We start from the raw sequence: 24,835 nt of genomic DNA, 5'->3' as shown, positions 1-24,835 counted from the left end.
CCGCTGATGCCCGCCACCGACCCCGCCGTCCCCGCGCCGTCCGCCACGGATGCCGCGCCGCCCGCCGGCGTGCACCGCTCCCGCAGGCGGCTGCGGGCGGCGCTGCGCGGCGGCGGGCGGCTCGTCGGCACGTTCCTCAAGCTGCCCGGCCCCGACGTGGTGGCCCTGGCCGCCCAGGCCGGGCTCGACTTCGTCGTGGTCGACCTGGAGCACTCCGCGCTGGACGAACGCACCGCCGCCGACCAGCTCCGGTTCGCCGCCGCGCTCGGCCTGCCGGCGCTGGTCCGGGTGCCGGCGGTCGACCCGGGCCAGGTCAACCGGCTGCTGGAGGCCGGCGCCGTCGGGGTCCAGCTGTCCACCGTCCGCAGCCGGGCCGAGGCCGGGGCGCTGCGCGCGGCCAGCTTGTACGCCCCGCACGGGCGCCGCAGCATCAGCCTCGCGCACCCGGCGGCGGGCTACGGTGTCGGCGGCCTCGACCGGTACCTCGCCGCGGAGGCCGCCGACCCGCCGCTGCTGGTCGCCCAGATCGAGACGGCGACCACCGACGACCCCCTGCGAGACCTGCTGGCCGGCCTGGACGTCGGCTTCGTCGGCACCACCGACCTGGCGGTCAGCCTCGGCCTCGCGAGCACCGACGATCCGACGCCGCTGCTGCGGCGCACCGGCGACATCGCCGACGCTGCCCGGGCGACGGGAGCCGCGCTGGGCGGCTGGGTGTCCGACCGTACGCCCGACGCCCTGGCCCGGTACGGCCTCACCGCCGCCGGCTACCTGGTCGTCGGCTCGGACCTGCAACTGCTCGGTGCCGGCCTGCGCCGGCTGGCCGGCTGACCCGACCCGGAAAGGGAGCGCTGACATGCTCAACCCGCAGCTCTACGGCATCGCGGTGAACTGGGACGACATCCCGGCCACCGAGGTGCGGCCCGGGGTGCGCCGCAAGGTGTACGCCACCGACGAGGTCGTGCTGGCCTGGCACGAGCTCAGCGTGGGCATGACGCTCAACCCGCACCACCACGACGACTTCGACCAACTCGTGCTCATCCTCGGCGGCCGGTGCGACTACCACGTCGACGGGGTGGCGCACCCGATGGGAGCGGGCTCGATGCTGCTCGTGCCGCGCGGTGCGGTGCACTACGTCGAGCCGACCGAGGGCCCGTGCATCAACCTGGACGTCTTCGCCCCGCCCCGGGCGGACTTCCTGGCGCACGCCTGGCGTCCCGGGCAGGGCTGAGGCCGCCGTGACCGACATCGTGGTGGTGGGCAGCCTCAACGTCGACGTGGTGGTGCCCCTGGCCGAGTTGCCCGCGCCCGGCCAGACGGTGCTTGGCACCGCCGACCACCGGCGCGCCGGCGGCGGCAAGGGTGCCAACCAGGCGGTCGCCGCCGCCCGGCTGGGCCGCCGCGTCGCCATGGTCGGCGCGGTCGGCGACGACGCCGAGGGGGAGTGGCTCACCGGGCTGCTCGCCGCCGAGGGCGTGGACACGGCCGGGGTGCTGCGCGCGCCCCGCCCGACCGGCCAGGCGATCGTGCTGGTCACCGCCGACGGCGACAGCACCATCGCGGTCAGCTCCGGGGCCAACATGTGGCTCGCGCCCGAGCACCTCGTGCCGTCGTACGACCTGCTCGCCTCGGCCCGCGCGGTGCTGTTGCAGCAGGAGGTCGCCGCCGAGGTGGTGGCCGCCGCAGTGGCCGCCGCGGGCGGCCTGGTGGTGCTCAACCCGGCCCCGGCCCGTCCGGTGGACGCGGCGACCCTGGCCCGGGTCGACATCCTCGTGCCGAACCGGGGCGAGCTGGCGGCCCTGGCCGGGGCCCCGGCGGCCTCCGTGTCTGGCCCGGCCTCCGTGTCTGGCCCGGGGCCGGCGCCCGGCTCGGGGCCGGCCGCGCAGTTGGCCGGGCTGGCCCGGTCGCTGGGCACCCGGGGGCCGGTCGTGGTGACCCTCGGCGCGGACGGCGCGCTGGTCGTCACCGCCGACCGGGAGTGGCTGGTGCCGGCTGAGCGGGTCGACGCGGTGGACGCCACCGGCGCGGGGGACACCTTCTGCGCGGCCCTGGCCGACGCGCTGCTCGACGGCGCGGCGATCGACGACGCGGCCCGCTGGGCGAGCCGGGTGGCGGCGGTGACCGTGACCCGGCCGGGGGCGATGGCCGCCGCGCCCCGCCGCGCCGAGGTGCCGGTCGGCTCGTAGGTGCCGCAGCGGCGCCGGGGCCGCTAGGCGCTCCCGGCCCTCGTCGGCGACGGCCACGCTGCGTATGGACCGCGCGCCGCTTCCCGGTGGGATCGGCGCGTTCACTCTGCGTGGCTCTCCGCCGGCCTCGGACAACATCGCGCGCTCCCTTTGCTCTGCACCCACCCACGCGGCACCCCGGCTTGCCAGGCTATATCCGATATCGTGGATGTCCGGGGGGTCCCGTGGCCCATCACAGCGGGTCAACTGCTGCGTATGTGGGTGCAGAGCAAAGGGCGGTGAAGCAGTTGTGGCGCCGGGAGGGCGCGTGACGCCCCGTCGTCTGCCGGGGCGGCCTCGCGAGGCCAGGCCGGAGGCCCGTCCCCGCCCCCGCCCACCCGGCGTCCCGGCTCAGACGTGGGCCGGGAAGTCCGCCTTGCGGATCAGGCAGTGGATGCCCTTCACCCCGTCGACGACCTGGCTGACCTCGAAGTCGGCGGCGGCGCTCAGGTACGCCAGGGCGGTCTGCGGTGGCATGCCCTGGGTGCGGGCGAGGAAGGCGACGGCGGCGCGGACGGCCCGGCGCATCGCCTCGTCGAGGTCGCTGTGCAGGCCGACCGGCAGCCAGTGGGTGGCGGTCTCGGCGAAGGGCCCGTCGGCGACGCCCAGGGCCCCCGCCTGCGCCTGCGGGACGACCGACAGCCGCAGCGTGGCCCGCAGCGGCGCTTCCAGGGCGGTCAGCGCCACCTCGCCGTCGCCCTGGGCGTAGTGCGGGTCGCCGGCGTAGAAGCCGGCCCCGGGCAGCTGCACCGGCAGGTAGAGGGCGGAGCCGATCTGGAGCTCGTTGATGTCGAGGTTGCCGCCGAACGCGCCGGGCGGCACGGAGTGCACCGGGTCGTCGGTGTCCACGGCGACGCCCATCAGGCCGAGGAACGGGGCGAGGGGGAAGCGGGCGGCCCGCCCGTCGCCGTACGGCAGTGTCCCGTACAGCCGGCCGCCGCTGCTGACCACCGCCGTGAAGTGGCAGACGCTGCCGTACTCGCGGAGACCGTCGCCGTCGGGGCCGGTGTCGGCGGGGGTGAGGGGGAACTCGCCGGGCAGCGCGCCGTACCCGTGGCGGCTGCTGACGAAACCGTACGGGGCCCGGATGAGCAGGTCGAGGACCTCGACGCGGAGCACGTCGCCCGGTTCGGCCCCGTCCACCGCGATCGGTCCGGTGACCACGTGCGGCCCGTCGGCGTCGTAGTCGTGGGCGACGTCGGAGCCGGCCAGGTCGCGGGCGTCGGCGAGGACCCCGTCGGCGGGGACGTCGAACTGCTTGAGGTACGCGACCGGGTCGCGGCCCTGGTCCTCCAGGATGCCCTCGTGGCTGAGCGTGTCGATCGTCACCGTCTCGCCGGAGCGGATCCGCAGCACGGGCTGGTGCCGCCGGTCGGGCAGCCGGCCCCACAGGCAGGTGTCGGGCGTGCTCGGCAGGTAGTGGGTTCCAGCGATCGGGCCTTGGTGCGGCTGGAGCATGGGATCCTCCGGGAGGGGTGACACCGGCTGGCGGTGCGGTGGGCGGCGCGCGGCGCAGGGGCCCGTACTCGCGGTGCAGCGGCGGGGCCGCGCCGAGTCGATGTTCGGCATCGTGGCCAACGAAACAGCGGGTGCGTGTTGCGTCCGTATTAACAGCGAGTAACCCGGTGCCGGAGTATGGCCTGCTCTTGACAGGTGGCGGGGCCGGATAGCAGCATCGTGGTGCGAGACGCTGTCTCGCATGACGTAGAAGGCGGTGAGGTGATGGCGCAGCAGACGCCGGTACGCCCGCTCGGTGCACCCGGTGACGGCGCGATGATCGACGAGGACTGGGAGGCGCTGCGGTTCCGCGTGCACCGCTCGGCGTACCGCGAGTCGGGGGTGTTCGCCGAGGAGATCGCGCGGATCTGGGGGCACACCTGGCTCTACCTCGGTCACGAGACGGAGATCCCGAAGGCGGGCGACTTCAAGACCCGCACACTGGGCGGGCGTCCGCTGATCTTCTGCCGCGACGCCGACGGCGAGGTGCGGGTCTTCTTCAACTCCTGCACCCACCGGGGCACCGTGCTGTGCCGGCACAGCGAGGGCAACACCAAGTTCTTCCAGTGCTTCTACCACGCCTGGGCGTTCAGCAACTCCGGCGAGCTGGCCGCGCTGCCCGGCGACGACGCGTACCCCGACGACCCCGCCTTCCGGGCGTCGATGGCCCTGCGTCAGGTGCCCCGCCTGCAGATCCACGAGGGCTTCGTCTTCATCGCCTTCGACGCGGGCGTGCCCGACCTGCTGACCCACCTCGGCCCGGCGGCGCACTACATGTCGCTGACGGCCAAGATCGGCGAGCGCGGTATGACCACCCTGCCCGGTGTGCAGCTCTACAGCGTCAAGGGCAACTGGAAGCTGGCCGTCGAGAACGCCATGGACGGCTACCACTTCGCCCCGACCCACAACACGTTCGTCGGCTACCTGCGGGAGACCGGCTTCGCCGTCACCGACGACGACCAGTACGCCTACGACCTCGGCGGCGGCCACGGCCTGCTCGTCCTCACCGGCCACAACGGCCGCATCGGCATGGTCTGGGAGCCCCGCTTCGGCGAGGAGGAGAAAGTGCGCACCGTCGCCAAGCGGCGCGAGTTGGAGGCCCGCCTCGGGCCCGAGCTCGCCGCCGAGGTGGCCGACGCCAGCCGCATCCTGTTCGTCTTCCCCAACCTGCTGCTGTTCGACCTGGAGGCGCTGACCATCCGGCAGCTCGAACCGGTCGCCGCCGACCGCACCGACGTGCGGGCGTGGCAGTTCGTCGAGGTCGGGGAGCCGGAGTCGGTGCGCGCGCTGCGGATCAAGACGATGGTCAGCTTCGTCGGGCCGGGCGGCCTGGCCACCCCCGACGACATCGAGGCGTACGAGGCGGTGCAGCGCGGCATCGTCGCCACCGCCGACGCGGCCGACCCCGGCCACGACTGGAGCGACATGTCGCGCGGCATGGCCAACGAGAAGCAGGGCAACCAGGGGCGCTCGATCGACGAGGGCGCGATGCGCAGCTTCTGGCGGCACTGGGCGCACGTCGTCGGTGCGTCCACCAGTGTGGCCGGCGCGCCCCCGGCCGGCGCCCCGGCGAGCGGCCCCGCCGCTGCCAAGGCGGGGGAGTGAGCGCCGTGACGTCGACCATCGGCAGCCGTGGGGGAGTGGTGAGTGTGGAGTCGCGCGAGGTCACCCGGGCCGAGGTGGAGGAGTTCCTCTACCGCGAGGCCCAGCTGCTCGACGAGTGGCGTCTCGACGAGTGGTTCACCCTCTTCGAGCCCGGCGGCCGGCTGGAGGTGCCGACCACCGACTGGGCCGGCTGGGACGCCACCACCGCCGGCTACTTCGTCGCCGACGACTACGAGCTGATCCGGGCCCGGGTCAAGCGGCTCAAGAGCCGCAAGGCGCACGCGGAGAACCCGCACTCGCGCACCCACCGGATGGTGTCCAACGTGATCCTGCTGGAGGCCGGCGCGGAGACCGTCTGGATCACCGCGAACTTCGTCATCCACCGCTACCGCGACGGCGGCTCCTACACCTACGTCGGCCGCTACGAGCACGTGCTCAAGGTCGACCCCGACGGGCTGCGGTTCCGGGTCCGGCGGGCCGTACCGGTGATGGAGTCCATGGACCCCGGCGCCCGACTCAGCTTCATCCTCTGAGCCGGCCGCCATGATCACCCACATGCTCGTGTTCCGGTTCCGCGACGACCTGCCGCCCGGTGCGGCCGAGTCCGTCCTGGCCGAGCTGGAGACGTTCCCGTCGCGGTACCCGGCGATGCGCAACTGGCGCAGCGGGCCGAACGTCAGCACCCGCGACGACACCATGAGCCACGGCTTCGTCGTGGAGTTCCCTACCGAGCAGGACCTGCTCGACTACCTGCACAGCGACTCGCACGAGCGGTTCGTCCGGGAACGCTGGCGCCCGGTCGTCGCGCGTCAGGCCATCGTCAGCTTCCCCACCGCCGGGGACCACCAGCACACCGAGAGGGGTAGCAGATGACCACCGAGGCCGCCGCCCGCCGCCGTGGGCCGTACGGCATGGAGTACGCCCGGATCGAGGTGCCGGACCTGGCCGCCTCCATCGAGTTCCTCCAGTACCACGTCGGCCTGCAACTGGAGCAGCACGACGACGAGTACGCCTTCCTGCGCGCCGACATCGAGCACCACAGCATCGAGTTGGTCGCCGCGCCGCAGCGGGAGGTCTCCTGGACCACGGCCGTCGGCTTCAGCGTCGAGTCCGACGCGGTCCTCGACGACCTGCGGGAGCGGGTGACCGCGGCCGGGCACGAGGTGTTCGAGCTGGCCGACCGGGTCAAGGGCCTCGTCCAGCGCGGCTTCGCCGTCAAGGACCCCAACGGCCTGATCGTCGAGCTGTTCACCGAGTACGCCGAGTACGCCGAGCCGCCGCTGATCGAGCTGCGCCCGCTGGACCTGGTGCACCCGTTCCTCGCCACCGACAAGTACGAGGAGACGCTGCGCTTCTACACCGAGGTGCTCGGCTTCCTCGTCTCCGACTACGTCGGCGACGTGACGGTCTTCCTGCGCAGCGAGGACCGCTACCACCACAGCCTGGCGATCCAGCGCAACAAGGAGTTCTACGTCGCGCACCTGTGCTTCATGATGAAGAGCTTCGACCACGTGATGCGCGGCCGGGCGCGCGCCCAGTACAAGCGGGTGCCCATCGCCTCGGACCTGGTCAACCACTCCGCGTCGACGTCGATCGCCTTCTACATGCACGACCCGGTGCACGGGCCGCGCTACGAGCTGTGCGACCGGCACCGGGTCTTCACGCCCGAGGAGCACGAGACCCACCGGGCCCGCCGGATGGCCGTGGACCCGCGCAACATCGACGTGTGGCGGCCGGCCGCCGACGACTGGGGCCGCTTCTGACCCCACCGCCGCGCGCCGACCTGGCGGCGGGCCCCGCACCGGGCCGTCAGCCGGGCCGGCGCGCGGCGGCGGGCAGGCCGAACACGACCGGCACGCCGGGGGAGCAGAGCACGCTCACCGGCGCCCCGGCGGGCGCTGGTAGCCCGGCGGCGGCGACCAGTTCGTCGTCCAGGTGCAGCAGCTCGGCCCGGTGCAGCGGCCAGCGGGGGTGCCAGTTCGGCAGGTGCAGCGTGCGCCCGTACGCCCGGGTGTGCAGCCCCCAGCGGGCGGTGAGGAAGTGTTCCAGCGGCGTCGGGTCGGCGATCGGGTCGCCGACCCGGACCGTCATGCGGCTCGACGCGCCGGCCGGGCCGGGCCAGCGGCGCCGGCAGCGGTACGTGTAGGTGTCGCCGTCGCGGTCCAGCCGCATCGTCGACCACAGGTACGGCAGCCGCAGGCTCGCCCGGGCGACGAGCACGGGGACCAGCCGGGACGCGTCGAGCGACCGGAACACGACGGCCCGCCGCCCGGCGTCGTCGACCGAGTAGAGCCGCACGTTGGTCTCCCGGAAGGTGCCGAAGTAGGGCACCCCCGGCCCCCGGCCGAGGCCCAGCCCGACCATCCGGAAGCCGACGAGGCCGACGTGGGCGGCTCCGTCGAAAGTGTCCGGGCGGGTGCCGGCGGGCAGCAGCGGCGCGACCAGTTCCGGCGCGACCGCCCAGTGCACAAAGGTGAGGTCCTCCCACCGCTGTCGCAGGATGGCCCAGGGGAACGCCCGGGCGGGGGCGGGGTCGACCGGCTCGATGTCCACGGCCCCATCCTGTCCGACCTCAGCCATGCCATCCTCCTAGGACGCTGTACGCGGCTACGCGGGCAAATACGTCGACCTGTGCGCGTGGGCGGACCGACACACCATCGGCATGGTGGTCTTCCGGGGGTTCGGGGAACGCAACCGGCCCGAGGACATGTTCCTGCGAATACGGTCCCAGGTGGAACGCCCCACCTCCTGGTCGCCGGGCGGGCGGCTCACCGGCCCGCAGGACCGGCGAACGTCTCGTGCAGCACCGACACCAGTGTGGAAAGCGCTTTACAGCACCTCCGCGCCGTGCCACGATGGGGCCCTTCAGATCGGTAAGCATGAATATCGTCGGGACTCTGGGAGGGTCACCGTGAGTGTTCTGCCGAGCGGGCGGCGAGCCCTGTCGGTGACCGTCGCCGTCGCCGTCGCCACCGCCACCACGGTCGTCGCGGGCGTCGCGACGACCGGTTCCGCGCAGGCTGCCGCCGGCTGCCAGGTCACCTATGCCGTGGCCAGTCAGTGGACCGGCGGCTTCAGCGCCAACATCACGATCAAGAATCTGGGGGACGCCATCAACGGCTGGCGTCTCGGCTGGTCGTTCACCGCCGGTCAGGCCGTGACCCAGTCCTGGGGCTTCACCGCGAGCCCGGCCAGCGGAAACGTGGTCGCGACGAACGTGGACTACACCGCGTCGATCCCGACCAACGGCACGGTGAGCGTCGGCTTCAACGGGTCCTGGAACAACTCCAGCAACCCCGCGCCGACCGTATTCACCCTCAACGGCACCACCTGCACCGGGACGACCGCGCCCACCACCGCGCCGCCCACCACCGCGCCCCCGACGACCGCGCCTCCGACCACTCCGCCCCCGACGACCCCGCCGCCGAGCGGGGCGCCGACCGTGGCGGCGGACGGCACCGGCACGTACCGCACGGTCCAGGCCGCGATCAACGCGGTGCCGGCGAACAACAGCTCGCGGGTCACCATCACCATCAAGCCGGGCACCTACCGCGAGGTCGTCACGGTGCCGGCCAACAAGCCCCACATCACCCTGCGGGGCCTGGGTTCGTCGCCGTCGAACACCGTGCTCGTCTACAGCAACTACGCCGCCACCCACGGCACCTTCAACAGCGCGAGCATGTTCGTCTACGGCGCGAACTTCGTCGCCGAGAACCTGACGATCTCCAACGACTACACCGAGAACTGGAACAACAGCGACCAGCAGGCGGTCGCCCTGCACCTCAACGCCGACCGGGCGGTGCTGCGCAACGTGCGGCTGCTGGGTGACCAGGACACCTTCCTGGTCAACGACAACACCCGCGCCTACGTGGTCGACTCCTACGTGGAGGGCACGGTCGACTTCATCTTCGGCGGCGGCACCGTCGTGCTCGACCGGGCCTCGATCTACGAGAAGCGGTCCACCGGCGGGCCGATCACGGCCGCCCGCACGGCAGCCGGCAAGACGTACGGGATGCTGATCTACCGCTCGACGATCACCGGCGCGACCAACAACACCACCACCCTCGGCCGCCCGTGGGGGCCGACCGCCCAGGTCCTGTACCGGGAGTCGTCGCTCAGCGCGACGATCAAGACCTCGCAGCCCTGGACGGACATGTCGGGTAACACCTGGCAGAACGCCCGCTTCCTGGAGTACAGGAACACCGGCTCCGGGGCGGGCGTCAACAGCAACCGTCCGCAGCTGAGCGACTCGCAGGCGGCCAACTACACGCCCCAGAAGTACCTCGCGGGCACCGACGGTTGGAACCCGATGTGACCCCGCTCAACGACGACCCTCCCCATGCCTCCGGAGACTCGATGACGACGAAGAAGGCGCGCGGCACCTGGCGGTCCGCGCTGGTGCTGGGCGCGACCGCCGGGCTCGCGGCGGTGGGCGCGGTGACGGCGGTCTCCGCGCAGGCGGCGGCGGGCTGCCGCGTCGACTACCAGGTCGCCAGCTCGTGGGCCGGCGGCTTCAACGGGGACGTGACGATCACCAATCTCGGTGACGCCGTCAACGGCTGGAAGCTGACCTGGACGTTCACCGCCGGTCAGCAGGTGACCCAGGCGTGGAACGCGACGATCCCGGCCGGGACGTCGAACATCACCGCGACGAACGTCAGCTACAACGCGGCGATCCCCACCAACGGCACGGTCAACTTCGGGTTCAGCGGGACGCAGAACGGCAACAACCCGGTGCCGACGAACTTCGCGCTCAACGGCACCGCCTGCACCGGCGGGGTCACGCCCACCACCGGCGCCCCGACGACGGCCCCGCCGCCCACCACCGCGCCCCCGACCACGCCGCCGCCCAGCGGCGTGCCGTACGCCAACAGCCCCGACGGTTTCGCCGGGGCGGCCGGCACCACCGGCGGCGCGGGCGGCACCACGGTCACCGTCACCAACCAGGCCGACCTGGAGAGGTACGCCAGCGCCAGCGCCGCGTACGTCATCCGGGTCGACGCGGCGATCACGGTGAGCCCGTACGGCAAGGAGATCCCGGTCAAGTCCAACAAGACGATCGTGGGCGTCGGCAGGAACGGTCAGATCGTCAACGGCGGGTTCTTCCTCGGTGAAGGCACCAGCAACGTCATCATCCGGAACCTGACCATCCGCGACACCCGGGTGGCGTCGGACGACCCGGACGACAAGGACTTCGACTACGACGGCATCCAGATGGACACCGCCAACAAGATCTGGATCGACCACAACCAGATCGTGCGGATGAACGACGGCCTGATCGACAGCCGCAAGGACACCACGAGCCTGACCGTGTCGTGGAACGTCCTCGCCGAGGGCAACAAGTCCTTCGGTATCGGCTGGACCACCAACGTCACCGCCCGGATCACCATCCACCACAACTGGATCCACCACACCAACTCGCGCAACCCGAGCACCGACAACGTGGCCTACGCCCACCTGTACAACAACTACCTGCAGAGCGTCACGGGCTACGGCAACTACTCGCGCGGCTACACGAAGATGGTCCTGGAGAACAGTTACTTCGAGAGCGTGAAGGACCCGTTCTACAAGGACGACACCGCCGAGCTGCGCCAGTCCGGCAGCATCGTGACGGGTTCCTCGGGCAAGCAGCAGACCGGCGGCTCGGCGTTCAACCCGAGCAGCTTCTACTCGTACACCCTCCACCCGGCGTCCCAGGTGCCGAGCCTGGTCAAGACGTACGCCGGACCGCAGGCGGCCATCGGTAGCTGAGCCGGTCGCCCAGCAGCACGCGTGGCCCGTCCCGGAACGTCGGGGCGGGCCACCGCTGTGTGATCTGACCGGCCAGGATGCTCCGTCGCCTTCACGCCTCCTTCAGCGCCCGTGACATCGAGGGCATGGTCACCGTCCTCGCGCGCCACCACCCAGAGCCCGACGGTCCGCGAGTCGCCCTGATCCAGGCAGGGCCCATTGATTTCGTGATCTTGGCCATAGATTCAACTCGGTGTGGTTCTTGCTCGTAGGTCATGGTCGCTCGCGGCGGATTCCCTTTGTTCGCAGCCCGCGTCCCGTTGTCGGGACTCTCCGGTGGGCCGGCGGGGCCCGATCGGTTGTTGCACGGAAAGTAGCTCATTGTCACCTGGCGTGTCGGTTGAGGCCGGCCACTGTTCATCGGCAGCCCTCCCGGTTTGTGCCCGCTCACTACCCTGATCGATGATCCAGTGCCTGGGCACCCGTCGACAGCGATAAGGGCTTCAGATGAGCAACGTTCACCCTCCATACGGAGGGCAGCCGGATCCGAACGTCACCCCCTGGAGCGGGCCTCCGGCTCAGCCCGCCGGGTACCCCGGGTACGGCCAACCCGGGTACGGCTACCCGGGGCAGCCCCCGCAGTTCGGCGCTCCCCTCCCGCCGCCGCAGAAGTCGAACCGGGGGCTGATCATCGGCCTGGCCGCCGGGGCCGTGGTCGTCGTCCTCGCGATCTGCGGTGCCGGTATCGGGCTCGCCCTGGTCGGCAACGACGACGATCCCGCCCCGATCGCGTCCGGCCCTGCCTCCGTGGGCCCGAGCAACGGCAACCCCCGGCCCGGCACCGACACGTCGGCCGCCCCGGAGCCGTCCGAGTCCCAGGAGCAGCCGAACAACAACAACGCGGTGACCGCGCGCTACTCCAGCGACCTGTCCGGTGTCTGTGACGGCAGCCCGATCCTGAACGCGGCGACCTACAGCGGCCCGTCCGGCGCCAAGGCGTACACCTTCGCGAACTCCATCGAGCGGCCCACCTTCTGGTCGACGAAGTCGGTCAGCTCGGCGAAGCCGTACTACGCGAAGTCGGCCGATTTCACGTCGGTGTCGGTGGTCGCCTGCCTGAAGGTCGACGAGGGCAGCGAGGGCGCGCCCAAGAAGTGCGACTACAAGGACAACTCCGGCAAGCAGGTCACCATCTCCTACATCTCGTCGCGCTACACGATGACCTTCTACGCGGCGAAGACCGCGGAGAAGATCGGCGACGGCGGCACCGTGAACGCCCCGGCGAACCGGTGTCCGAGCTTCATCTCGTACAACAAGCTCACCATGAAGTCGTACGCCTCGCCGGACAGCGGCACCATCGAGGCGGCCCTGGACAAGTTCCTGTCCTGAGGCGGTTCACCGCAGCCGGTTCACCGCAGCGCGGGGAGGGACGGCGTTGCCCGTCTCTCCCCAGTTCTTGGGAGGCGACTGTTGCCGCCGCAGGGGCGGCGCGGCACCTATGGAGCTGAGTCGTATACGCCATCACCCCTGCCATGCCCCCGCCCCTGCCGAGCCGATCCCCGCCCCGTCCCGCCCCGTCCCGCCCCGTCCCGCCCCGTCCCGCCCCGTCCCGCCCCGGTCCGACCTGACGATCAAGAGGTTTGCGTCACTGTCGAGATCAACTGTGACGCTTTCTTCTTGATCACCGGGGCGAATGGTTGAGCGGCTGCGGCGGTAGCGTTGGCGGGATGTTGCTTGGCTATCCTGCCGTGGAACTCGCTGATCGGGCTGTTCGTCTCCGTCCCTGGCGCAGGGATGACCTGGATTGCCTCCGGGCTGCTGTCCAAGATCCGCGGATTTCTGAGGCCACCACGGTTCCGCATGTTTTCTCGGTGGAGGCTGGACATGCGTTCGTTCGTCGACAGTGGAGTCGAGCCGAGGGGGGTCAGGGGATCTCGCTCGCGATCGCCGATGCGGTGACCGGTGAGGCCGTCGGTTCGGTCGTGCTCATGCTGCGACCGCAGCCGGGTGTCGCCGGCCTCGGATACTGGCTCATCCCGTCGGCACGGGGGCGAGGATACGCCAAGCGCGCGGTGATGCTGGTGACTTCGTGGGCGCTGGACGTCGCGAGGATCGCACGGGTGGAGGCGTGGGTCGAGACCGACAACGACGCGTCCCGGCGTGTCCTCACCGCTGCCGCGTTCGAGCAGGAGGGAGTGCTGCGCAACTTCCTGACTTTTCCCGACCGGCGTGCTGACGCCGTCGTCTTCTCCCGGATCCGAGAGCCTCGCCGCCGGAAGGACTGAGGGTGGTTCAGGCGAGGCCGGGAGAGCGTGGCCTCAGGCCCCGACGGCACTCTACGAGCGCTGTCCCGAGTCGTCGGTAACGAAGACGCCGATGCCCTGCCTGCCCTCCAGGACGCCCGACTCGATCAGGATGTCGATGGCCTTCCTGACGGTCACGCCCGAGGTGTCGTACTGGGCGGCAAGCTCCTTGGTCGTCGGGAGCTTGCCGCCGGGCTTCAGGATCCCGGCATTGATCCTGTCCAGGATGTCCTGCCGGATCCTTCGCCACAGCGGCACGTAAGGCACCATGCGCCGACTCCATCACGGCCGGCTTCGCGTGGTGCAACCTATGCCTTGTTTAAAGTCTATGCCTTGAAAGACTTGTTTGGTTGTAAATTCCGACGGCATGACCATGAAGGGGAGATGGCATGGGCAGGCGGTGGAAGTGGTTCCTGCGGCCGGGAAGGTCGCGGTGGACCTGACCGGGCAGGTGGTGCCCGACGGTGACGTGCCGGGGCGCTGGCGGCGGCGGGCGGCGGGCGGGCCCAACCAGCGCGCGGACCGCTACCGGGCGCAGCTGCCCGCCCAGCGAGGTCGGGAGGGTTCCGATGGTTGAGGCCACGGGCTCGACGGTGCCGCGCCGACAGCTCGGGCGGGCGCTGCGGGAGCTGCGCACCGAGGCGTGCATGACGCTGGACGGCGTGGCCGAGGCGCTGGAGTGCAGCCGGCAGAAGGTGTGGCGCATCGAGAGCGGCCTCGGCGCGGTGCGCGGGGTCGACGTGCGGGCCATGTGCGAGCTGTACGGGGCGCGGCGCGAGCTGACCGCCGTGCTGGTCGCCCTGGCCGGCGAGACGCGGGGGAGGGGCTGGTGGCACGCCTACGGCGACCCCGTACCCGACTGGTTCGACCTCCACGGCGGCCTGGAGTCCGCCGCGTGCCGGCTGCGCGAGCACGCCGGGGTGCTGGTCCCCGCGCTGTGCAGACCCGGGCGTACGCTGCCGCGACGTGCCCTCCCCGGCCCGGCGCGACCGACGAGGAGCGGGAACGGCCGGTCGAGGCGCGGCTGCTGCGGCAGGGTCTGCTCCGGCGGCGGCTGCCCGCGCCGCCCCGGTTCGAGGCGGTGCTCTCCGAGGCGGTGCTGCTGCGGGTGGTGGGCGGCGCGGCGGCCATGGCCGGGCAGCTGCGGCACCTGGTGGAGGCGAGCCGGCTGCCGCACGTGTCGATCCGGGTGCTTCCGCTCGCCGCCGGGGCGCACGACGGGTCGGTCGCCGGGTCGTTCGTGCTGCTGGACTTCCCGCTCGGGCTGCGCGTCGACCCCGACCCGCCGGTGGTCTACCAGGAGTCGCTGACCGGGGCGCTCTATCTCGACCGGCCGGCGGAGCTGGCCGCGTACGAGAGGGTCTGGGCCGGCCTGGACGCGCTGGCCCTGGGGGAGGAAGAGTCGCGGCGGCTGATCGCCAAGATCGGCGAGGAGGTCCACCACGGGTGGCACCAAGGCGTGTCAGCGGGGCATTGACGCGAGCACCTACCGGCTAACGTGATCCCATCGGGGATCATCGCTGGGGAGGGTCGGTGCGGCCGAGTCGACGTCCACCTATTGCCCTGCAACTGTCACTTCTGATCATCGCAGTCCTGCTGGAGATCGCGGCGAACTTCTTCGCCAACGCCGACGCCTCGCCGTTGAATGCCGGAATCCGGCAGGTGGCCGGGCCTGCACTGATCGTCCTGCTGGTGGTGCTGATCGTGGGCAACGGCCTGGTGCTGTGGTGGGAGGCACCACGCAGCACCCGGCCCGTGTGGCAGTCGGATCGGAGCCCCTATCCCGGGCTTTCCGCCTTCACCGAGCAGGACGCGTCTGTGTTCTTCGGGCGGGACGACCAGGTCACCGAGTTGGTGAGACGGCTGCACGAGCTGGGCCTGGACGGGGCTGATCGGTTCTGTGTCACCGGCGCATCCGGCAGTGGCAAGTCGTCGCTGGTCCACGCGGGTGTTGTTCCCCGGCTGCGGCGTGGACGGTGGCAGGTGTTGCCGGCGGTGACGCCAGGGGGCGAGCCCCTCGGTGGGCTCGCTGATCTGGCAGTGACGCTGGGCGCTGGTGACCGGGCCCGCGCGCTGCGGGACGTGCGGTCCCGTCCGGGCAGTCTCGCCCGTGCCCTGGCGGCCCGGACGACCTGTTCATCACCGGCGACCCGCACCAGCGGATCTACGACTCCCGGGTGTCGCTGAGCGCCCTCGGCATCTCCGTCGCCGGGCGCAGCAGCCGGCTGCGCATCAACTACCGCAACACGGAGGAGATCCTGTCCTGGGCCACCGGCGTGATGGTCGGGTCGCGGGTCGACGACCTCGGCGGCGAGGGCGAGGACAGCCTTACCGGCTACCGGTCGCTGCTGCACGGCACCCGGCCGCACGTGCAGGGGCACGACGCGCAGCAGGCCGAGGTCGCGGCGCTGGTGACGCGGGTGGGCAAGTGGCTCGACCAGGGCGTCCAGCCCGGCGAGATCGCCATCTGCGCGCGATTCAACCTGCTGCTCAACACCGTGTACGACGAGCTGGCCGCCGCCGGCATCCCGGCCGTTCGGGTACGCGACCAGCCCGGCCCGGACGCCGACGGCGTACGCCTCGCCACCCTGCACGCGATGAAGGGCCTCGAGTTCCGCTGCGTCGCGGTGGCCGGAGTGACGGCGAAGGCGGTCCCCTTCACCAAGGAGGTCACGCCCAGCGACGTGGACCAGGTGCAGCACGACAGCGATCTGCTGCGCGAACGCTGCCTGCTCTTCGTCGCGGCTACCCGGGCCCGGGAGGCCCTGAACGTGTCGTGGAGCGGGGCACCCAGCCCGTTCCTGCCGTTGGCCGAGAAGCGGCTGCACTTGGCCTAGGATCGGCTGCGCTTGGCTAGGAGCGGCTTTGCGCGGCGGTCGGGCCCGGTCGGGTGCGCTCCACCCGCTCCAGTCCGGCGGCGAAGTCCCGTCGCCACGCGGGCGCGTTCCACGCGTAGCTGAAGGCCCAGGGGGCGACGCCGTGCAGGACGACTCCCGGCGGCGGGTGGGCGACCATCGGGGCGCCCCGCACCATCTCCAGCATGTTCAACGAGCAGTCCACCCGGCCCGGTGGTGCCGCCGCCCGTAGCCGGAGGAACCAGGCGAGCTGAGCCTGCGCCTCCTGTTCCCGCTCGCCGGGGAAGCCGAAGATCAGGTTCGTCACCACCGTGATGCCGTGTCCGGCGAGGGCCAGGATCAGCTCCTGGAGCAGCACGGGATCGGCCCGCTTGTCGAACAGCCGCTGGCCGGTCGGACTGATCGTCTCCACGCCGATCTCCATCGTGGCGAGCCCCGCGTCGGCCAGCAGGGGCGCGAGCGGGATGAGGGCCCGGCTGGCCTTCGTCGTGGCGCTCCACCGGACCTGCACCGTCGGCTCCCGCAGCAGCGCCTCGGCGAGGGCGCGCAGCATGGGCGCGGTGAACAGCGAGTCCTTCAGGGAGTACCGGCGGACCCCGTGCGCGCGGACGAGGGCCTCGATCGTCGAGCGCGCGGCTTCCGGGCGGAGGGCGGTGATCTGCGGCTCGACCACGGGGTACGTGCAGAAGGTGCATCGCCCGTAGGAACATCCCCGGGTGAACTGGACCGGGAGCGTCACCCGCTGCCGGTCGTAGGGGGCGAGTTGCCGTTCGGAGAACGTGGGAAGGTACTCGAACAGGGCGCCGGCGCGAGGCTGTGCCGGCAGCAGCGGCCGTCGGATGGGGCGTGCGCTGTGCCGGGCCAGGACGCCCACGAACTCGTCCTCGCAGTGGCCGGTGAGCACGAGGTCGGCCGCCTCCATGAGTCGTGGGTCCCGCTGTGTCTCCGCCCGCAGCAGCGTCACGTGGCTGCCGCCGAGAACCGTGGTCGCATCCGGCCAGATCTCCTTGACGACGCGCAGCACGAGCAGGCCGACGAAGACCTGGGAGGGACCCATCAGAGAAACGCCCACCACCGCGGGCGGACGATCGCAGGCGGTGCGGAGCTGCTGTTCGAGCCACGCCCGCCACGGCTCGGGTTCAGCGCCGGCGGCGGCCACGGCGGCCGTGACGGCGGAGAGCGGGTAGTGCATCCCGGCCACCGGATCGGCGCTGTCGGGCAGGTGCAGCGCAGGAGCGTCACGCAGCCCCGTGTGGGCGAAGAGCCACTGGGCTGCGGCAGCCACGCCCGGACGGTCCTTGCCGTGGTCGCCGAGTGTCGGGCCGTGCGGGGCGTCCCGGCCGACGAACCGGCTCAGCAGGAGGATGTTCAGGTCCAGTACTTCCACGCGGAAGCCGCTGCGCGCCGCGACGGTCGTGAGAATCGCCGGCCCCAGCGGCGGGTTCGTGTCCGACGGCGACGGCGGCGGCACGACGACCAACGCGTCGCAGAATGGTCCCCCCGGGACCGGTGTGGAAAGTCGGGCGATCCGAGGTGATGCCATGGGCATCCTCACACTCAGATGGGCATTGAGGTGCCTCAGTGTAAGAAAGCTGTCGCCCCTGGTCTATACGCGGCTCAGCACGTCTCGTAGGTCTCGTATCCGGAAGTCCGCGGTGCAGTTGCGGAATGCAAAGTCAGGGTGGGCGAAGAGATAGGTCGTTCCGCCGGCGACGTCTGCCAGCCGCATGTCGCTCGCCGAGTCACCGATGATCACGAGCTCCTCGAACGCCGGCTGTCCGGCGAGATATCCGGCGAGGACGTCGTTCTTGGTGGTCCGCACGTCCCGGACGTGCTGATCGACGGCGAAGGCTCGACCGGGGGTGAAGTGATCCGCGAGTTCCAGCAGCTTGAGGAACATGTCGAGGGTGCCGGGGCGGGTGTTGGAGATGACGATCTGCTGGTGGCGGGCCCCGACGATGTCCAGCACGCGGGTGACGTGCGGCGTCGGCCGCATCCACCGGTACTGCATGTCGGGTCGCTCCTCGGAGAGGGCGAAGCACGCGTCCTGCAACTCCAGGTGGCGGTCGTGCGTCTCGCCGGGGAGGAGGAACGCGAAGTACTCGTACCACTTGTGCCCGTAGAGTCGTCGCCCGTCCTCGTACCCGAACCGTTGCCCGTATCCGAAATCCGACAACACCTGGTTGGAAATGTCGATCACGGCCCGGTCGTTTCCCTGTTCCAGCACGCCGTGCAGATCCCAGACAAAGAGTTTCACGAGTCGGCCTTCCCGTGGTCGCGTCATGTCGTCATCCCCTCATCCCGCAAACGAGGTCGAGTTTGCGTCCGCTATGGGCCGACGGGAGATCGCCCGCAGCAGCTCGGACAGTTCTTCCTCCAACTGGCCGGTCAGCCCCTGCCCGAGCAGCGCGCCGACGGCCGCGCGAAGCGTGGACAGGGAGGGTCCGTCGACCCGTTCCTGACGTACAAGATAGATGTCCATGAAGGTGTACAGGTCGACGTAGCGGCGTTGCGCGGGGATTGCCTGGAAGGTCGGGCTGTCGAACATCGCCAGTACCCGGCTTGAGGTGCGTTCGTGGCCGAGGTACGGCGGCACGTCCAGGAACGGGGGGCGACCCGTCCGGACGTCGCCGTAGTAGTAGAGGACGTAGCCGCGGCTACAGGCCCGGAACACCGGGTCGCGCCGCAACAGGGAGAAGAAGCGCGCGAGCGCCGGATCCGACCGGTGGTGGCACATCGCCCACAGGATCGAGCTGAGCAGGAACCTGTCGCGCTCCCCCCGCAGCAGGGCGTCCAGTTGTCGGGGTGCCGCCGGACTGGTGCGGGAGATCAGATAGACCAGCAGGTTGCACACGGTGAGCCGGTCGGCGCTGTCGAGACCCGGCCCGTCGCGCAGCAGCCGGTACAGCTCGGACAGCCGCACGCCGAGCCGGTCGTCGGCCAGTTCCCGCAGCTGGCCGATCAGGTGATGCCGGACCTCCCGGGTGAGGTCGCGACGCAACACGGCGAGGGCCTGCTCCGGGGAGAGCCCGGCGAGCAACTGGTCCCGGATGTGCCGGGCCAGCAGATACTCGAAGAACGAGTAGTGCAGGAACTCGCCGACCTCGGCGCCGTGCAGAGTGCGCCGGTCGATCACCTGGTCGAGCGCCCGGATCTCCGCGGCCCGCCCACGCCCGTGGGCGAGGGCGGCGTGCAGATCGGCCATGGGTATGGCGTCCGCCGGCAGTTGCCGTGAGTGCACGAACCAGGCCGCCTCCCGCCAGACCGCGAGCGACTGTCCGCTCCACTGGGGATGGCCGCCGCGCACCGCGAAGTCCGTGGCGCGGCTGAGCCGGTTCAGATACTCGCCGTAGAGGCTGCTCGCGTCACTGACCTGTGTCACCCCGGACCGTCCGATGAAGGTGAGCATCCTGGCGTAGAGCGGGCGGGCCACGAGGTGGGTCAACCGTTCCGAGGCCACCACCGTCCGGTAGAGATCGGGATCCGCGATCAGTCCGTGCCGTCGCAGCCGGACCAGGTACTCGGCGAACTCGGTCTCCGCCGACCAGCCCCTGAGCACGAAGACCTCGTCGAAGATGATCGTGGTGGTCTCGAAGGCGATCCATTCCTCGTACTCTCTCGTGCGGGAGGTGACGAGTGCGGGGGCACGCCGGAGCAGGTCCAGCAGCGCGGTGGCGAGCGGGGCGTCGCCGGCCAGGTCGCTCGCCTCGTCCAGGCCGTCGACCAACACCACCGCGTCGGCCACCGCCGCCAATGCCAGACCCGATCCGCGCAGGCTGCCGAGCACCTCCGGGGCGTCCAGCGCCCGCAACGGGATCGGCAGCAGGCCGACCTGCGCAAGCGCGAGCGCCACGCCGTAGAGCGACAGGCTCTTACCGGACCCCGGCTCGCCCAGCAGGAGCACGGACTCCCCCTGTCGCAGGCGGGCCACCATCGCCGTCACCGCCCGCTCGCCCGCCTCGGCGTTGCGTTCGTGATAAGGGGTCAGCCGGCTGGGCACGAACAGGCCCATGCGGTGCAGCTCGGCCAGGCTCAGATCCAGGGGGTACGCCGTCCGTCGCCGGCCCAGCCGACTGACCAGCTCCGAGGACAGGCGCGCCACCCGGTCCCGCTGTTCGCCACGTTGGTCCTCGATGGGAGTCGCCTCGCCGACGATCCGGCTCGCCGACGGCACCTCGGCCGTCGGGGGTGCCCGGGGCAGGTCAGCGGCCGGATCGCCGAGGGCGGCAGAGGCCTCGCGCTCGGCGTTCCCTGTCGGCAACGCGGCCAGGACGACGGTCAGCCCCACCAGGAGCAGCGCCAGGGCGCCGAGCGAGAGCCACGGGTGGGTGCGGACGAGCTCCAGCCATCCGGGCCACCGCTGCTGGGCCGACGCCTCGTTGGTGATCAGACCCGTCAACACGGTCGCGGCGGAGAGGACAGCGGTGACCGCGATTGCCACCGCCATCCGGCGTGTCCTCATAGTTGGCAACCCTCGTCACCTGTCGGTGCTGGCCTGCTGATCGAGGCGGCCCAAGCCGTGACCCGTCTTTGTCGACCGACGGTCACCGGGGCCTGACTCCAGGCTATCTCCCGCAGCTCATCGTCGCTGTCCGGCGAAACTGCGACAGCGGCCCGGCCGGGAGTACCAGGATCGGCTTCGGGGCCAGGCGGGCATGGCTGCTCTCGGCATAGACCTCGACCGGGTGCGGCCCGAGCTCCCGGAAGACCCACCGTCTTCATCGGTGACCTGCTCGCCAACAGGACCACGTGACCAACCGATAGTCGGGGACGCCCCGTCCGCGTTCTTCGGGCGGCGCGTCGAGGGAGCGTGCGGCGATCCCCGCCGGGATGGGCGACCTGGAAAAGGTGGATGCCCTCCAGGCGGGTGTCGCACCCAAACGAGGCGCAACCGTAGCTGGATCCAGGTGGCGCGCGGTGAAGACGAGGCGCAGCGTCCGGTGGGCACAGTCTGGGCATTGCAGGTCCGACTTTGCAGGCAGCGTGTGGTAAGCGCTGTCATGCGCGTCCAGCCGCTTGCTGAACGTTGCCGCAGCGCGCGCTCCTGGCCTGACCGGGCTAGCTGGCGAACATCATTCGCTCCGGGAACTCTCCCGCCGAACGCCAGGCATTGACGATCTTCGCGGTAATGGCGCTGGCGGCCGGATTGAAGTCGCCGTCCTCGACGCGTGCTTCCAGGGTGCGCGGATCGATCGTGAGTACCCGGTCGAACCTGCCCTCCAACCCGAACTGGTAACGCACCTCGTCCACCGGAGCTTCAATCCGGCGAGCGATCACCATCATGCCCATGGCACTATTCTCCGAACTTTGAGTAGTCCTCGTACGTCGGGCCGGGGATCGACGCCTCCCAGTTCGACACCCGATTGGCAGCCAGATGCGCCTCTCGGTAGTCGGCCTGCGGATGCGCCTGGTAGTACCTCAGCTCCGCCAGCTCGTGCTCCAAGAGCACGAAGTCCTCCGGCAGCGGATCACCCTGTCGGAGGCGAAGCCACGCCTCGGCCATCGGCGCGCTCGGATCGTACCGCTGACGGACGATGCCACCGGCATAGTCGTCCATTGGATGCTCCTCGAAGAAGATGTGCCGGCGGATCTGTTCGATCTCAGCCCGGGTGAAGCCTCGGGAGCCGTCAAGACGAGGTGCGTCGGCGACGTGGCGGGCGAGAGCCTCGACGTCGTCCTGCTGGCGGATCGCCTCGTATGCCTCGCTGGCCCAGCGCTCCTGGCGATCGTAGTCACCAAGGTTGCGAGGACGGGTGGAGTGCCCTCCGTGAAATCCAGGGCCATGCTTCGGCACGCCGTTTGAAGGCCCGTGGGGTGAACCCGTGAGCCGGCTGAGCGCCTGCTTCAGTTTCTCGATGAGGTCGCCGAGTCGGCGGATCTGCGGCATCAGCCGCCGCAGGCTGGCCAGCAGCCCGCGTAGCAGCCGTGCGATCCGCGCCGCCCACGACGCCACCGTGGTCGTGACCTGCTCCACGACCACGGGCGTGGCGAGGCCGGCGGTGGCGACGAGTTCTCCCGCGTACACGATGAGGCGGGAGACGCAGGTGGCGATGGCGTCGCGGACCAGGAGCCGGACGGCGGCGACGAGGCCGGCGGCGCCCTCGGTGATGGCGGCCAGGGTGTCGGCGGCCAGGGCGAGCCCGGTGATCGCCTGGTGCTGCCCGGCGGCCCAGGACCGGTAGGCGGGGCCGGCGTCGCCGCCCCAGCTGGCGACCTCGACGCGTACGGCGTGGGTCAGCTCGGCGGCGTCGTCGCGCAGCGACGCGGCGACGTTGCGCCAGGTCTGGGCGTGTGCGGTGATCTGCGCCGGGTCGCCGGCGAGCCAGTCCAGCGCCTCGCTGAGGGGTTTGACGTGCTCGATGAGCCAGGCGATGCCGTATTGCAGCAGGGCGCCGACCGGGTCGGAGACGAAGGCGAGGGCGTCGAGGCCGGCGCTGACCACGCCGAGGCCGCCGTCGATCCAGCTGCCGTTGCGTACGCCCTGCGCGATGAGCTCGATGTCCTCGCAGATCCAGATCCCGGCCCACGCGCTGGGCGCGGCGCCCGACGGGGCGGCGACGAGCGGGTTGCCGGTCATCGGCGGTCCTGTATTTGGTGGAGCAGTTGCTCGGCGCGGGCGTCGGAGGCCTGGTAGCGCTCGGCGCTGGACCGCAGCCTGCCGGCGGTGTCGCGCACCGATCGGGCTGCGGTGTCGACGCCGTCGACCAGGGTCCGTTGGAGGCCGTCGAGCAGCGCCGGCATGATCGCGCACAGCTGGCCGTACGCGTCGGCGCCCAACCGGACGTGCTGGCCGGCCTGACGGGCGGTGTCGAGGCTCGCGGCGCAGCGCTCGAGGTGGGCGGCGTGGGTGGTCAGGTCGTCCGGGTCGACCCGGATGCCGTCACCGGCGGCCATCGGGCGTGCCCTGGTCGGGGTCGAGCCGCCGTCGGTAGTCCTCGAGGATCGCCTGCCCGGCCGGGTCGTCGTCGCCGAGGGTCTGTGTGGTCGCCTCGGTGAGCTGCCGCAGCAGGTCGGCGTGCGCGGCCCGGGTGGTCGCGACGATCTGCCGGGCGGTGTGGGCCGCCGGGTGCTGCCGGGTCTGCTCGCCCAGCCGCAGGTCGACCAGCAGGCCCGTGGCGTCGACGGTGACCTCGACCGTGCGGTCGGGACTGCGGGCGGTGCCGGTCAGGGCCCGCACCCGCGCCGACAGCGCCTGGGCGCGGGCGGCCCGGTCGGCGAACGACGACTCCCACTCGTCGAGCCGGCGGGTCGCCGCCTCCAGCGCGGCCTCGTCCGCCCACATGTCGACCCTCCCCAGGGGACACCGGTGCCCGTCACGCACACCGTAGCAACCGGTCACCCACCGCCGTCGACCGGTGACGCGCGACGGTACCCGGCCGGTGGACCGGTTCGGGGACCGGCGGCGACGTGCTCCCGCGCTGGCGCTGCGGGGAGCACGCCGCCGGGCGGTCAGAGCATCCGGCGGAAGGCTGCCACCGCGTCCTGCTGCATCCGCCGCGACACCGCCGCCTCGGTCACCAGCGCGGAGCCGTGGAACGTGGCCGGGTACAGGTGTGCCTCGGTCGGCACGCCGGCCTGGGCCAGCCGCTGCGCATAGTGCATGCCCTCGTCGCGTACCGGATCGAACTGGCAGCTCGAGATGAACGCCGGCGGCAGCCCGGCAAGATCCTTCGCGCGGGCCGGGGCGGCGTACGGCGACACGCCCGGGTCGCCGGGCTTGACGCCGTCCCCGAGGTAGTGGGCCCAGCCCAGCTCGGCGCTGGGGCGATTCCAGATCGGGGTGTCGACGTAGGCGCACATGGACACGCTGTCGAGCTGGTCGTCGAGCACCGGGACGTCGAGGTACTGCATGGCCAGCTGCGGGCCGCCGCGGTCGCGGGTCAGCAGGGTGAGGCCGGCGGCGATCCCGCCACCGGCGCTGCGGCCGTAGAGGCCCATGCGGGTGGGGTCCACGCCGAGTTCGTCGGTGTTGCCGGCCAGCCAGCACAGCACCGCGTAGCAGTCCTCCAGGGCCGCCGGGAAGGGCGCCTCGGGCGCGAGGCGGTAGTCGACGGCGATCACCATGGCCCCGACGCCGGTGGCGAACGCGGCGGCGTCGGCGTGTTCGAGCGCAAGGTCGCCGAGCACGAAGCCGCCGCCGTGCAGGTGCAGGACGGCCGGCGTCGGCGCCGCCGCTGGCCGCGGGGTGTAGATCCGCACCGGGACGGCGGGGGAGCCGGCCGGGCCGGGCACCGTGCGGTCCAGCACGGAAAGGCCGGTCAGGTCGGGCTGGGGGAGCTGGGCCGCGACGGCCCGTCCGACTTCGCGGGCGGCGGCCGGGTCGCGAAGGTCGAGGATGGGCAGCATCGGGACCCACGGTGCCAGCTCCGCATCAAAGGCATATGTCATGACAACCTCCACGGCCGGAACTGCTCGGCAGGCTGCCGAGCGGCATCTCGTCCTACCGACGAGCGACCAGGTAGGGATCAGACATCCTGGTGGTACTACTTTCCGTCGGTCTGACGTCGCGGCCGTCGGTCCGGCGCCGACCGCTCACAACGTGGGCGCCCGCCCCCGGGAGCACGCCCCCCGCAGCCCCGCCCCCGCCCGCCCCCCCCCCGCCGACAAAGCCGCCCCCCAG

26 protein-coding genes and 1 pseudogene are annotated in these 24,835 nt (G+C 71.5%); 16 read left to right on the top strand and 11 right to left on the bottom strand.

Translation table 11 applies throughout. The annotated features are described in order from the left end of the window. Positions 1 to 6: 6 nt before the first annotated feature. The 3 genes from ACFT41_RS19710 to ACFT41_RS19700 are packed head-to-tail and all read left to right on the top strand — an operon-like array spanning position 7 to position 2,186. Entirely contained in the window at positions 7 to 831 is an 825-nt protein-coding gene (locus ACFT41_RS19710; RefSeq protein WP_377613943.1) for an HpcH/HpaI aldolase/citrate lyase family protein, read from the top strand. A gap of 25 nt (positions 832 to 856) precedes the next feature. Beyond that, positions 857 to 1,231 carry a cupin domain-containing protein gene (locus ACFT41_RS19705; protein WP_377589918.1) on the top strand — a complete coding sequence of 125 codons (375 nt, stop codon included), beginning with the start codon at positions 857 to 859 and terminating at the stop codon, positions 1,229 to 1,231. Positions 1,232 to 1,238: 7 nt separating this feature from the next. Beyond that, positions 1,239 to 2,186, top strand: coding sequence for a ribokinase (locus ACFT41_RS19700; protein ID WP_377589917.1), 948 nt, complete (start codon positions 1,239 to 1,241; stop codon positions 2,184 to 2,186). Between the two features lie 390 nt (positions 2,187 to 2,576). On the opposite strand, the gene ACFT41_RS19695 is transcribed toward ACFT41_RS19700, so the two are convergent. Then, positions 2,577 to 3,683, bottom strand: coding sequence for an acetamidase/formamidase family protein (locus ACFT41_RS19695; RefSeq protein WP_377589916.1), 1,107 nt, complete (start codon positions 3,681 to 3,683; stop codon positions 2,577 to 2,579). A 264-nt stretch (positions 3,684 to 3,947) separates the two neighbouring features. On the opposite strand from ACFT41_RS19695, the gene ACFT41_RS19690 reads away from it, so the two are divergent. Genes ACFT41_RS19690 through ACFT41_RS19675 form a run of 4 tightly spaced genes read left to right on the top strand, consistent with a single transcriptional unit; the run spans position 3,948 to position 7,090 of the window. Beyond that, positions 3,948 to 5,327, top strand: a complete 1,380-nt coding sequence (locus ACFT41_RS19690; protein WP_377589915.1) for an aromatic ring-hydroxylating dioxygenase subunit alpha — start codon at positions 3,948 to 3,950, stop codon at positions 5,325 to 5,327. A 5-nt stretch (positions 5,328 to 5,332) separates the two neighbouring features. Then, a complete protein-coding gene (locus tag ACFT41_RS19685) occupies positions 5,333 to 5,860 on the top strand; it encodes an aromatic-ring-hydroxylating dioxygenase subunit beta (protein ID WP_377589914.1) in 528 nt (175 codons plus the stop codon). A gap of 22 nt (positions 5,861 to 5,882) precedes the next feature. After that, entirely contained in the window at positions 5,883 to 6,200 is a 318-nt protein-coding gene (locus tag ACFT41_RS19680; RefSeq protein WP_377589913.1) for a Dabb family protein, read from the top strand. Continuing rightward, a complete protein-coding gene (locus tag ACFT41_RS19675) occupies positions 6,197 to 7,090 on the top strand; it encodes a VOC family protein (protein ID WP_377589912.1) in 894 nt (297 codons plus the stop codon). Before ACFT41_RS19680 ends, ACFT41_RS19675 begins: the two co-directional genes overlap by 4 nt. 46 nt (positions 7,091 to 7,136) lie before the next feature. Here ACFT41_RS19675 and ACFT41_RS19670 read toward each other — a convergent pair whose 3' ends face one another. Then, positions 7,137 to 7,880, bottom strand: a complete 744-nt coding sequence (locus ACFT41_RS19670; protein WP_377589920.1) for a YqjF family protein — start codon at positions 7,878 to 7,880, stop codon at positions 7,137 to 7,139. Between the two features lie 358 nt (positions 7,881 to 8,238). Here ACFT41_RS19670 and ACFT41_RS19665 point away from each other — a divergent pair, with 358 nt between their 5' ends. The 4 genes from ACFT41_RS19665 (at position 8,239) to ACFT41_RS19650 (ending at position 13,342) form a co-directional block, all read left to right on the top strand. Further along, positions 8,239 to 9,642: a pectinesterase family protein gene (locus tag ACFT41_RS19665; RefSeq protein ID WP_377589911.1), complete on the top strand. Its 1,404-nt coding sequence runs from the start codon at positions 8,239 to 8,241 to the stop codon at positions 9,640 to 9,642. Between the two features lie 41 nt (positions 9,643 to 9,683). Then, positions 9,684 to 11,078, top strand: coding sequence for a cellulose binding domain-containing protein (locus tag ACFT41_RS19660; RefSeq protein ID WP_377613942.1), 1,395 nt, complete (start codon positions 9,684 to 9,686; stop codon positions 11,076 to 11,078). A 486-nt stretch (positions 11,079 to 11,564) separates the two neighbouring features. Continuing rightward, complete coding sequence (locus ACFT41_RS19655; RefSeq protein WP_377613941.1) at positions 11,565 to 12,446, top strand: hypothetical protein; 882 nt, start codon at positions 11,565 to 11,567, stop codon at positions 12,444 to 12,446. A gap of 338 nt (positions 12,447 to 12,784) precedes the next feature. Beyond that, positions 12,785 to 13,342 carry a GNAT family N-acetyltransferase gene (locus tag ACFT41_RS19650; RefSeq protein WP_377589642.1) on the top strand — a complete coding sequence of 186 codons (558 nt, stop codon included), beginning with the start codon at positions 12,785 to 12,787 and terminating at the stop codon, positions 13,340 to 13,342. A gap of 51 nt (positions 13,343 to 13,393) precedes the next feature. Here ACFT41_RS19650 and ACFT41_RS19645 read toward each other — a convergent pair whose 3' ends face one another. After that, positions 13,394 to 13,630, bottom strand: coding sequence for a GntR family transcriptional regulator (locus ACFT41_RS19645; protein WP_377589644.1), 237 nt, complete (start codon positions 13,628 to 13,630; stop codon positions 13,394 to 13,396). Positions 13,631 to 13,727: 97 nt separating this feature from the next. Here ACFT41_RS19645 and ACFT41_RS19640 point away from each other — a divergent pair, with 97 nt between their 5' ends. The 5 genes and pseudogenes from ACFT41_RS19640 to ACFT41_RS19620 all read left to right on the top strand — a co-directional run bounded on the left by ACFT41_RS19640 (position 13,728) and on the right by ACFT41_RS19620 (position 16,197). Next, a complete protein-coding gene (locus ACFT41_RS19640) occupies positions 13,728 to 13,937 on the top strand; it encodes a hypothetical protein (protein WP_377613940.1) in 210 nt (69 codons plus the stop codon). Then, positions 13,930 to 14,091, top strand: a pseudogene (locus ACFT41_RS19635) (helix-turn-helix domain-containing protein); the annotation flags it as partial. The gene ACFT41_RS19640 and the pseudogene ACFT41_RS19635, both read left to right, overlap by 8 nt. 206 nt (positions 14,092 to 14,297) lie before the next feature. Next, the gene (locus ACFT41_RS19630; RefSeq protein WP_377589648.1) at positions 14,298 to 14,837 is read left to right on the top strand and encodes a DUF5753 domain-containing protein; all 540 of its coding nucleotides are present in this window, start codon (positions 14,298 to 14,300) and stop codon (positions 14,835 to 14,837) included. A gap of 56 nt (positions 14,838 to 14,893) precedes the next feature. Next, positions 14,894 to 15,547, top strand: coding sequence for a hypothetical protein (locus tag ACFT41_RS19625; protein ID WP_377589650.1), 654 nt, complete (start codon positions 14,894 to 14,896; stop codon positions 15,545 to 15,547). Continuing rightward, entirely contained in the window at positions 15,538 to 16,197 is a 660-nt protein-coding gene (locus ACFT41_RS19620) for a 3'-5' exonuclease (protein ID WP_377589652.1), read from the top strand. The genes ACFT41_RS19625 and ACFT41_RS19620 overlap by 10 nt, the downstream gene beginning before the upstream one ends. A 16-nt stretch (positions 16,198 to 16,213) precedes the next feature. On the opposite strand, the gene ACFT41_RS19615 is transcribed toward ACFT41_RS19620, so the two are convergent. The 8 genes from ACFT41_RS19615 to ACFT41_RS19580 form a co-directional block, all read right to left on the bottom strand. After that, positions 16,214 to 17,602, bottom strand: a complete 1,389-nt coding sequence (locus ACFT41_RS19615) for a B12-binding domain-containing radical SAM protein (protein ID WP_377589653.1) — start codon at positions 17,600 to 17,602, stop codon at positions 16,214 to 16,216. 219 nt (positions 17,603 to 17,821) lie between these two features. Further along, positions 17,822 to 18,472 (bottom strand): HAD family hydrolase, encoded by a 651-nt coding sequence (locus ACFT41_RS19610; protein WP_377589654.1) that lies wholly within the window; start codon positions 18,470 to 18,472, stop codon positions 17,822 to 17,824. 39 nt (positions 18,473 to 18,511) lie between these two features. Beyond that, positions 18,512 to 20,662: a hypothetical protein gene (locus tag ACFT41_RS19605; RefSeq protein WP_377589655.1), complete on the bottom strand. Its 2,151-nt coding sequence runs from the start codon at positions 20,660 to 20,662 to the stop codon at positions 18,512 to 18,514. A 611-nt stretch (positions 20,663 to 21,273) separates the two neighbouring features. Continuing rightward, complete coding sequence (locus tag ACFT41_RS19600; RefSeq protein WP_377589656.1) at positions 21,274 to 21,504, bottom strand: hypothetical protein; 231 nt, start codon at positions 21,502 to 21,504, stop codon at positions 21,274 to 21,276. A gap of 4 nt (positions 21,505 to 21,508) precedes the next feature. After that, a complete protein-coding gene (locus ACFT41_RS19595; RefSeq protein WP_377589657.1) occupies positions 21,509 to 22,792 on the bottom strand; it encodes a WXG100 family type VII secretion target in 1,284 nt (427 codons plus the stop codon). Next, complete coding sequence (locus ACFT41_RS19590) at positions 22,789 to 23,109, bottom strand: type VII secretion target (protein WP_377589658.1); 321 nt, start codon at positions 23,107 to 23,109, stop codon at positions 22,789 to 22,791. The genes ACFT41_RS19595 and ACFT41_RS19590 overlap by 4 nt, the downstream gene beginning before the upstream one ends. Then, complete coding sequence (locus ACFT41_RS19585) at positions 23,096 to 23,497, bottom strand: YbaB/EbfC family DNA-binding protein (RefSeq protein ID WP_377589659.1); 402 nt, start codon at positions 23,495 to 23,497, stop codon at positions 23,096 to 23,098. Before ACFT41_RS19585 ends, ACFT41_RS19590 begins: the two co-directional genes overlap by 14 nt. A gap of 167 nt (positions 23,498 to 23,664) precedes the next feature. Further along, the gene (locus tag ACFT41_RS19580) at positions 23,665 to 24,603 is read right to left on the bottom strand and encodes an alpha/beta hydrolase (protein ID WP_377589660.1); all 939 of its coding nucleotides are present in this window, start codon (positions 24,601 to 24,603) and stop codon (positions 23,665 to 23,667) included. Positions 24,604 to 24,835: the final 232 nt, after the last annotated feature.

The organism is Micromonospora sp. NPDC057141 (assembly GCF_042670805.1).
Lineage (GTDB): Bacteria > Actinomycetota > Actinomycetes > Mycobacteriales > Micromonosporaceae > Micromonospora.
Note: the sequence above shows the minus strand (reverse complement) of the source record. Positions and strands in the feature narration are given on the sequence as shown.

Bases quoted from the DNA above. Each gene is read 5' to 3' on its own strand.
- ACFT41_RS19710 (WP_377613943.1), top strand. From the start codon at position 7: ATGCCCGCCACCGACCCCGCCGTCCCCGCGCCGTCCGCCACGGATGCC.
- ACFT41_RS19705 (WP_377589918.1), top strand. From the start codon at position 857: ATGCTCAACCCGCAGCTCTACGGCATCGCGGTGAACTGGGACGACATC.
- ACFT41_RS19695 (WP_377589916.1), bottom strand. From the start codon at position 3,683: ATGCTCCAGCCGCACCAAGGCCCGATCGCTGGAACCCACTACCTGCCG.
- ACFT41_RS19690 (WP_377589915.1), top strand. From the start codon at position 3,948: ATGGCGCAGCAGACGCCGGTACGCCCGCTCGGTGCACCCGGTGACGGC.
- ACFT41_RS19680 (WP_377589913.1), top strand. From the start codon at position 5,883: ATGCTCGTGTTCCGGTTCCGCGACGACCTGCCGCCCGGTGCGGCCGAG.
- ACFT41_RS19675 (WP_377589912.1), top strand. From the start codon at position 6,197: ATGACCACCGAGGCCGCCGCCCGCCGCCGTGGGCCGTACGGCATGGAG.
- ACFT41_RS19660 (WP_377613942.1), top strand. From the start codon at position 9,684: ATGACGACGAAGAAGGCGCGCGGCACCTGGCGGTCCGCGCTGGTGCTG.
- ACFT41_RS19655 (WP_377613941.1), top strand. From the start codon at position 11,565: ATGAGCAACGTTCACCCTCCATACGGAGGGCAGCCGGATCCGAACGTC.
- ACFT41_RS19650 (WP_377589642.1), top strand. From the start codon at position 12,785: ATGTTGCTTGGCTATCCTGCCGTGGAACTCGCTGATCGGGCTGTTCGT.
- ACFT41_RS19645 (WP_377589644.1), bottom strand. From the start codon at position 13,630: ATGGTGCCTTACGTGCCGCTGTGGCGAAGGATCCGGCAGGACATCCTG.
- ACFT41_RS19640 (WP_377613940.1), top strand. From the start codon at position 13,728: ATGACCATGAAGGGGAGATGGCATGGGCAGGCGGTGGAAGTGGTTCCT.
- ACFT41_RS19605 (WP_377589655.1), bottom strand. From the start codon at position 20,662: ATGGCGGTGGCAATCGCGGTCACCGCTGTCCTCTCCGCCGCGACCGTG.
- ACFT41_RS19600 (WP_377589656.1), bottom strand. From the start codon at position 21,504: ATGGGCATGATGGTGATCGCTCGCCGGATTGAAGCTCCGGTGGACGAG.
- ACFT41_RS19595 (WP_377589657.1), bottom strand. From the start codon at position 22,792: ATGACCGGCAACCCGCTCGTCGCCGCCCCGTCGGGCGCCGCGCCCAGC.
- ACFT41_RS19590 (WP_377589658.1), bottom strand. From the start codon at position 23,109: ATGGCCGCCGGTGACGGCATCCGGGTCGACCCGGACGACCTGACCACC.
- ACFT41_RS19585 (WP_377589659.1), bottom strand. From the start codon at position 23,497: ATGTGGGCGGACGAGGCCGCGCTGGAGGCGGCGACCCGCCGGCTCGAC.
- ACFT41_RS19580 (WP_377589660.1), bottom strand. From the start codon at position 24,603: ATGACATATGCCTTTGATGCGGAGCTGGCACCGTGGGTCCCGATGCTG.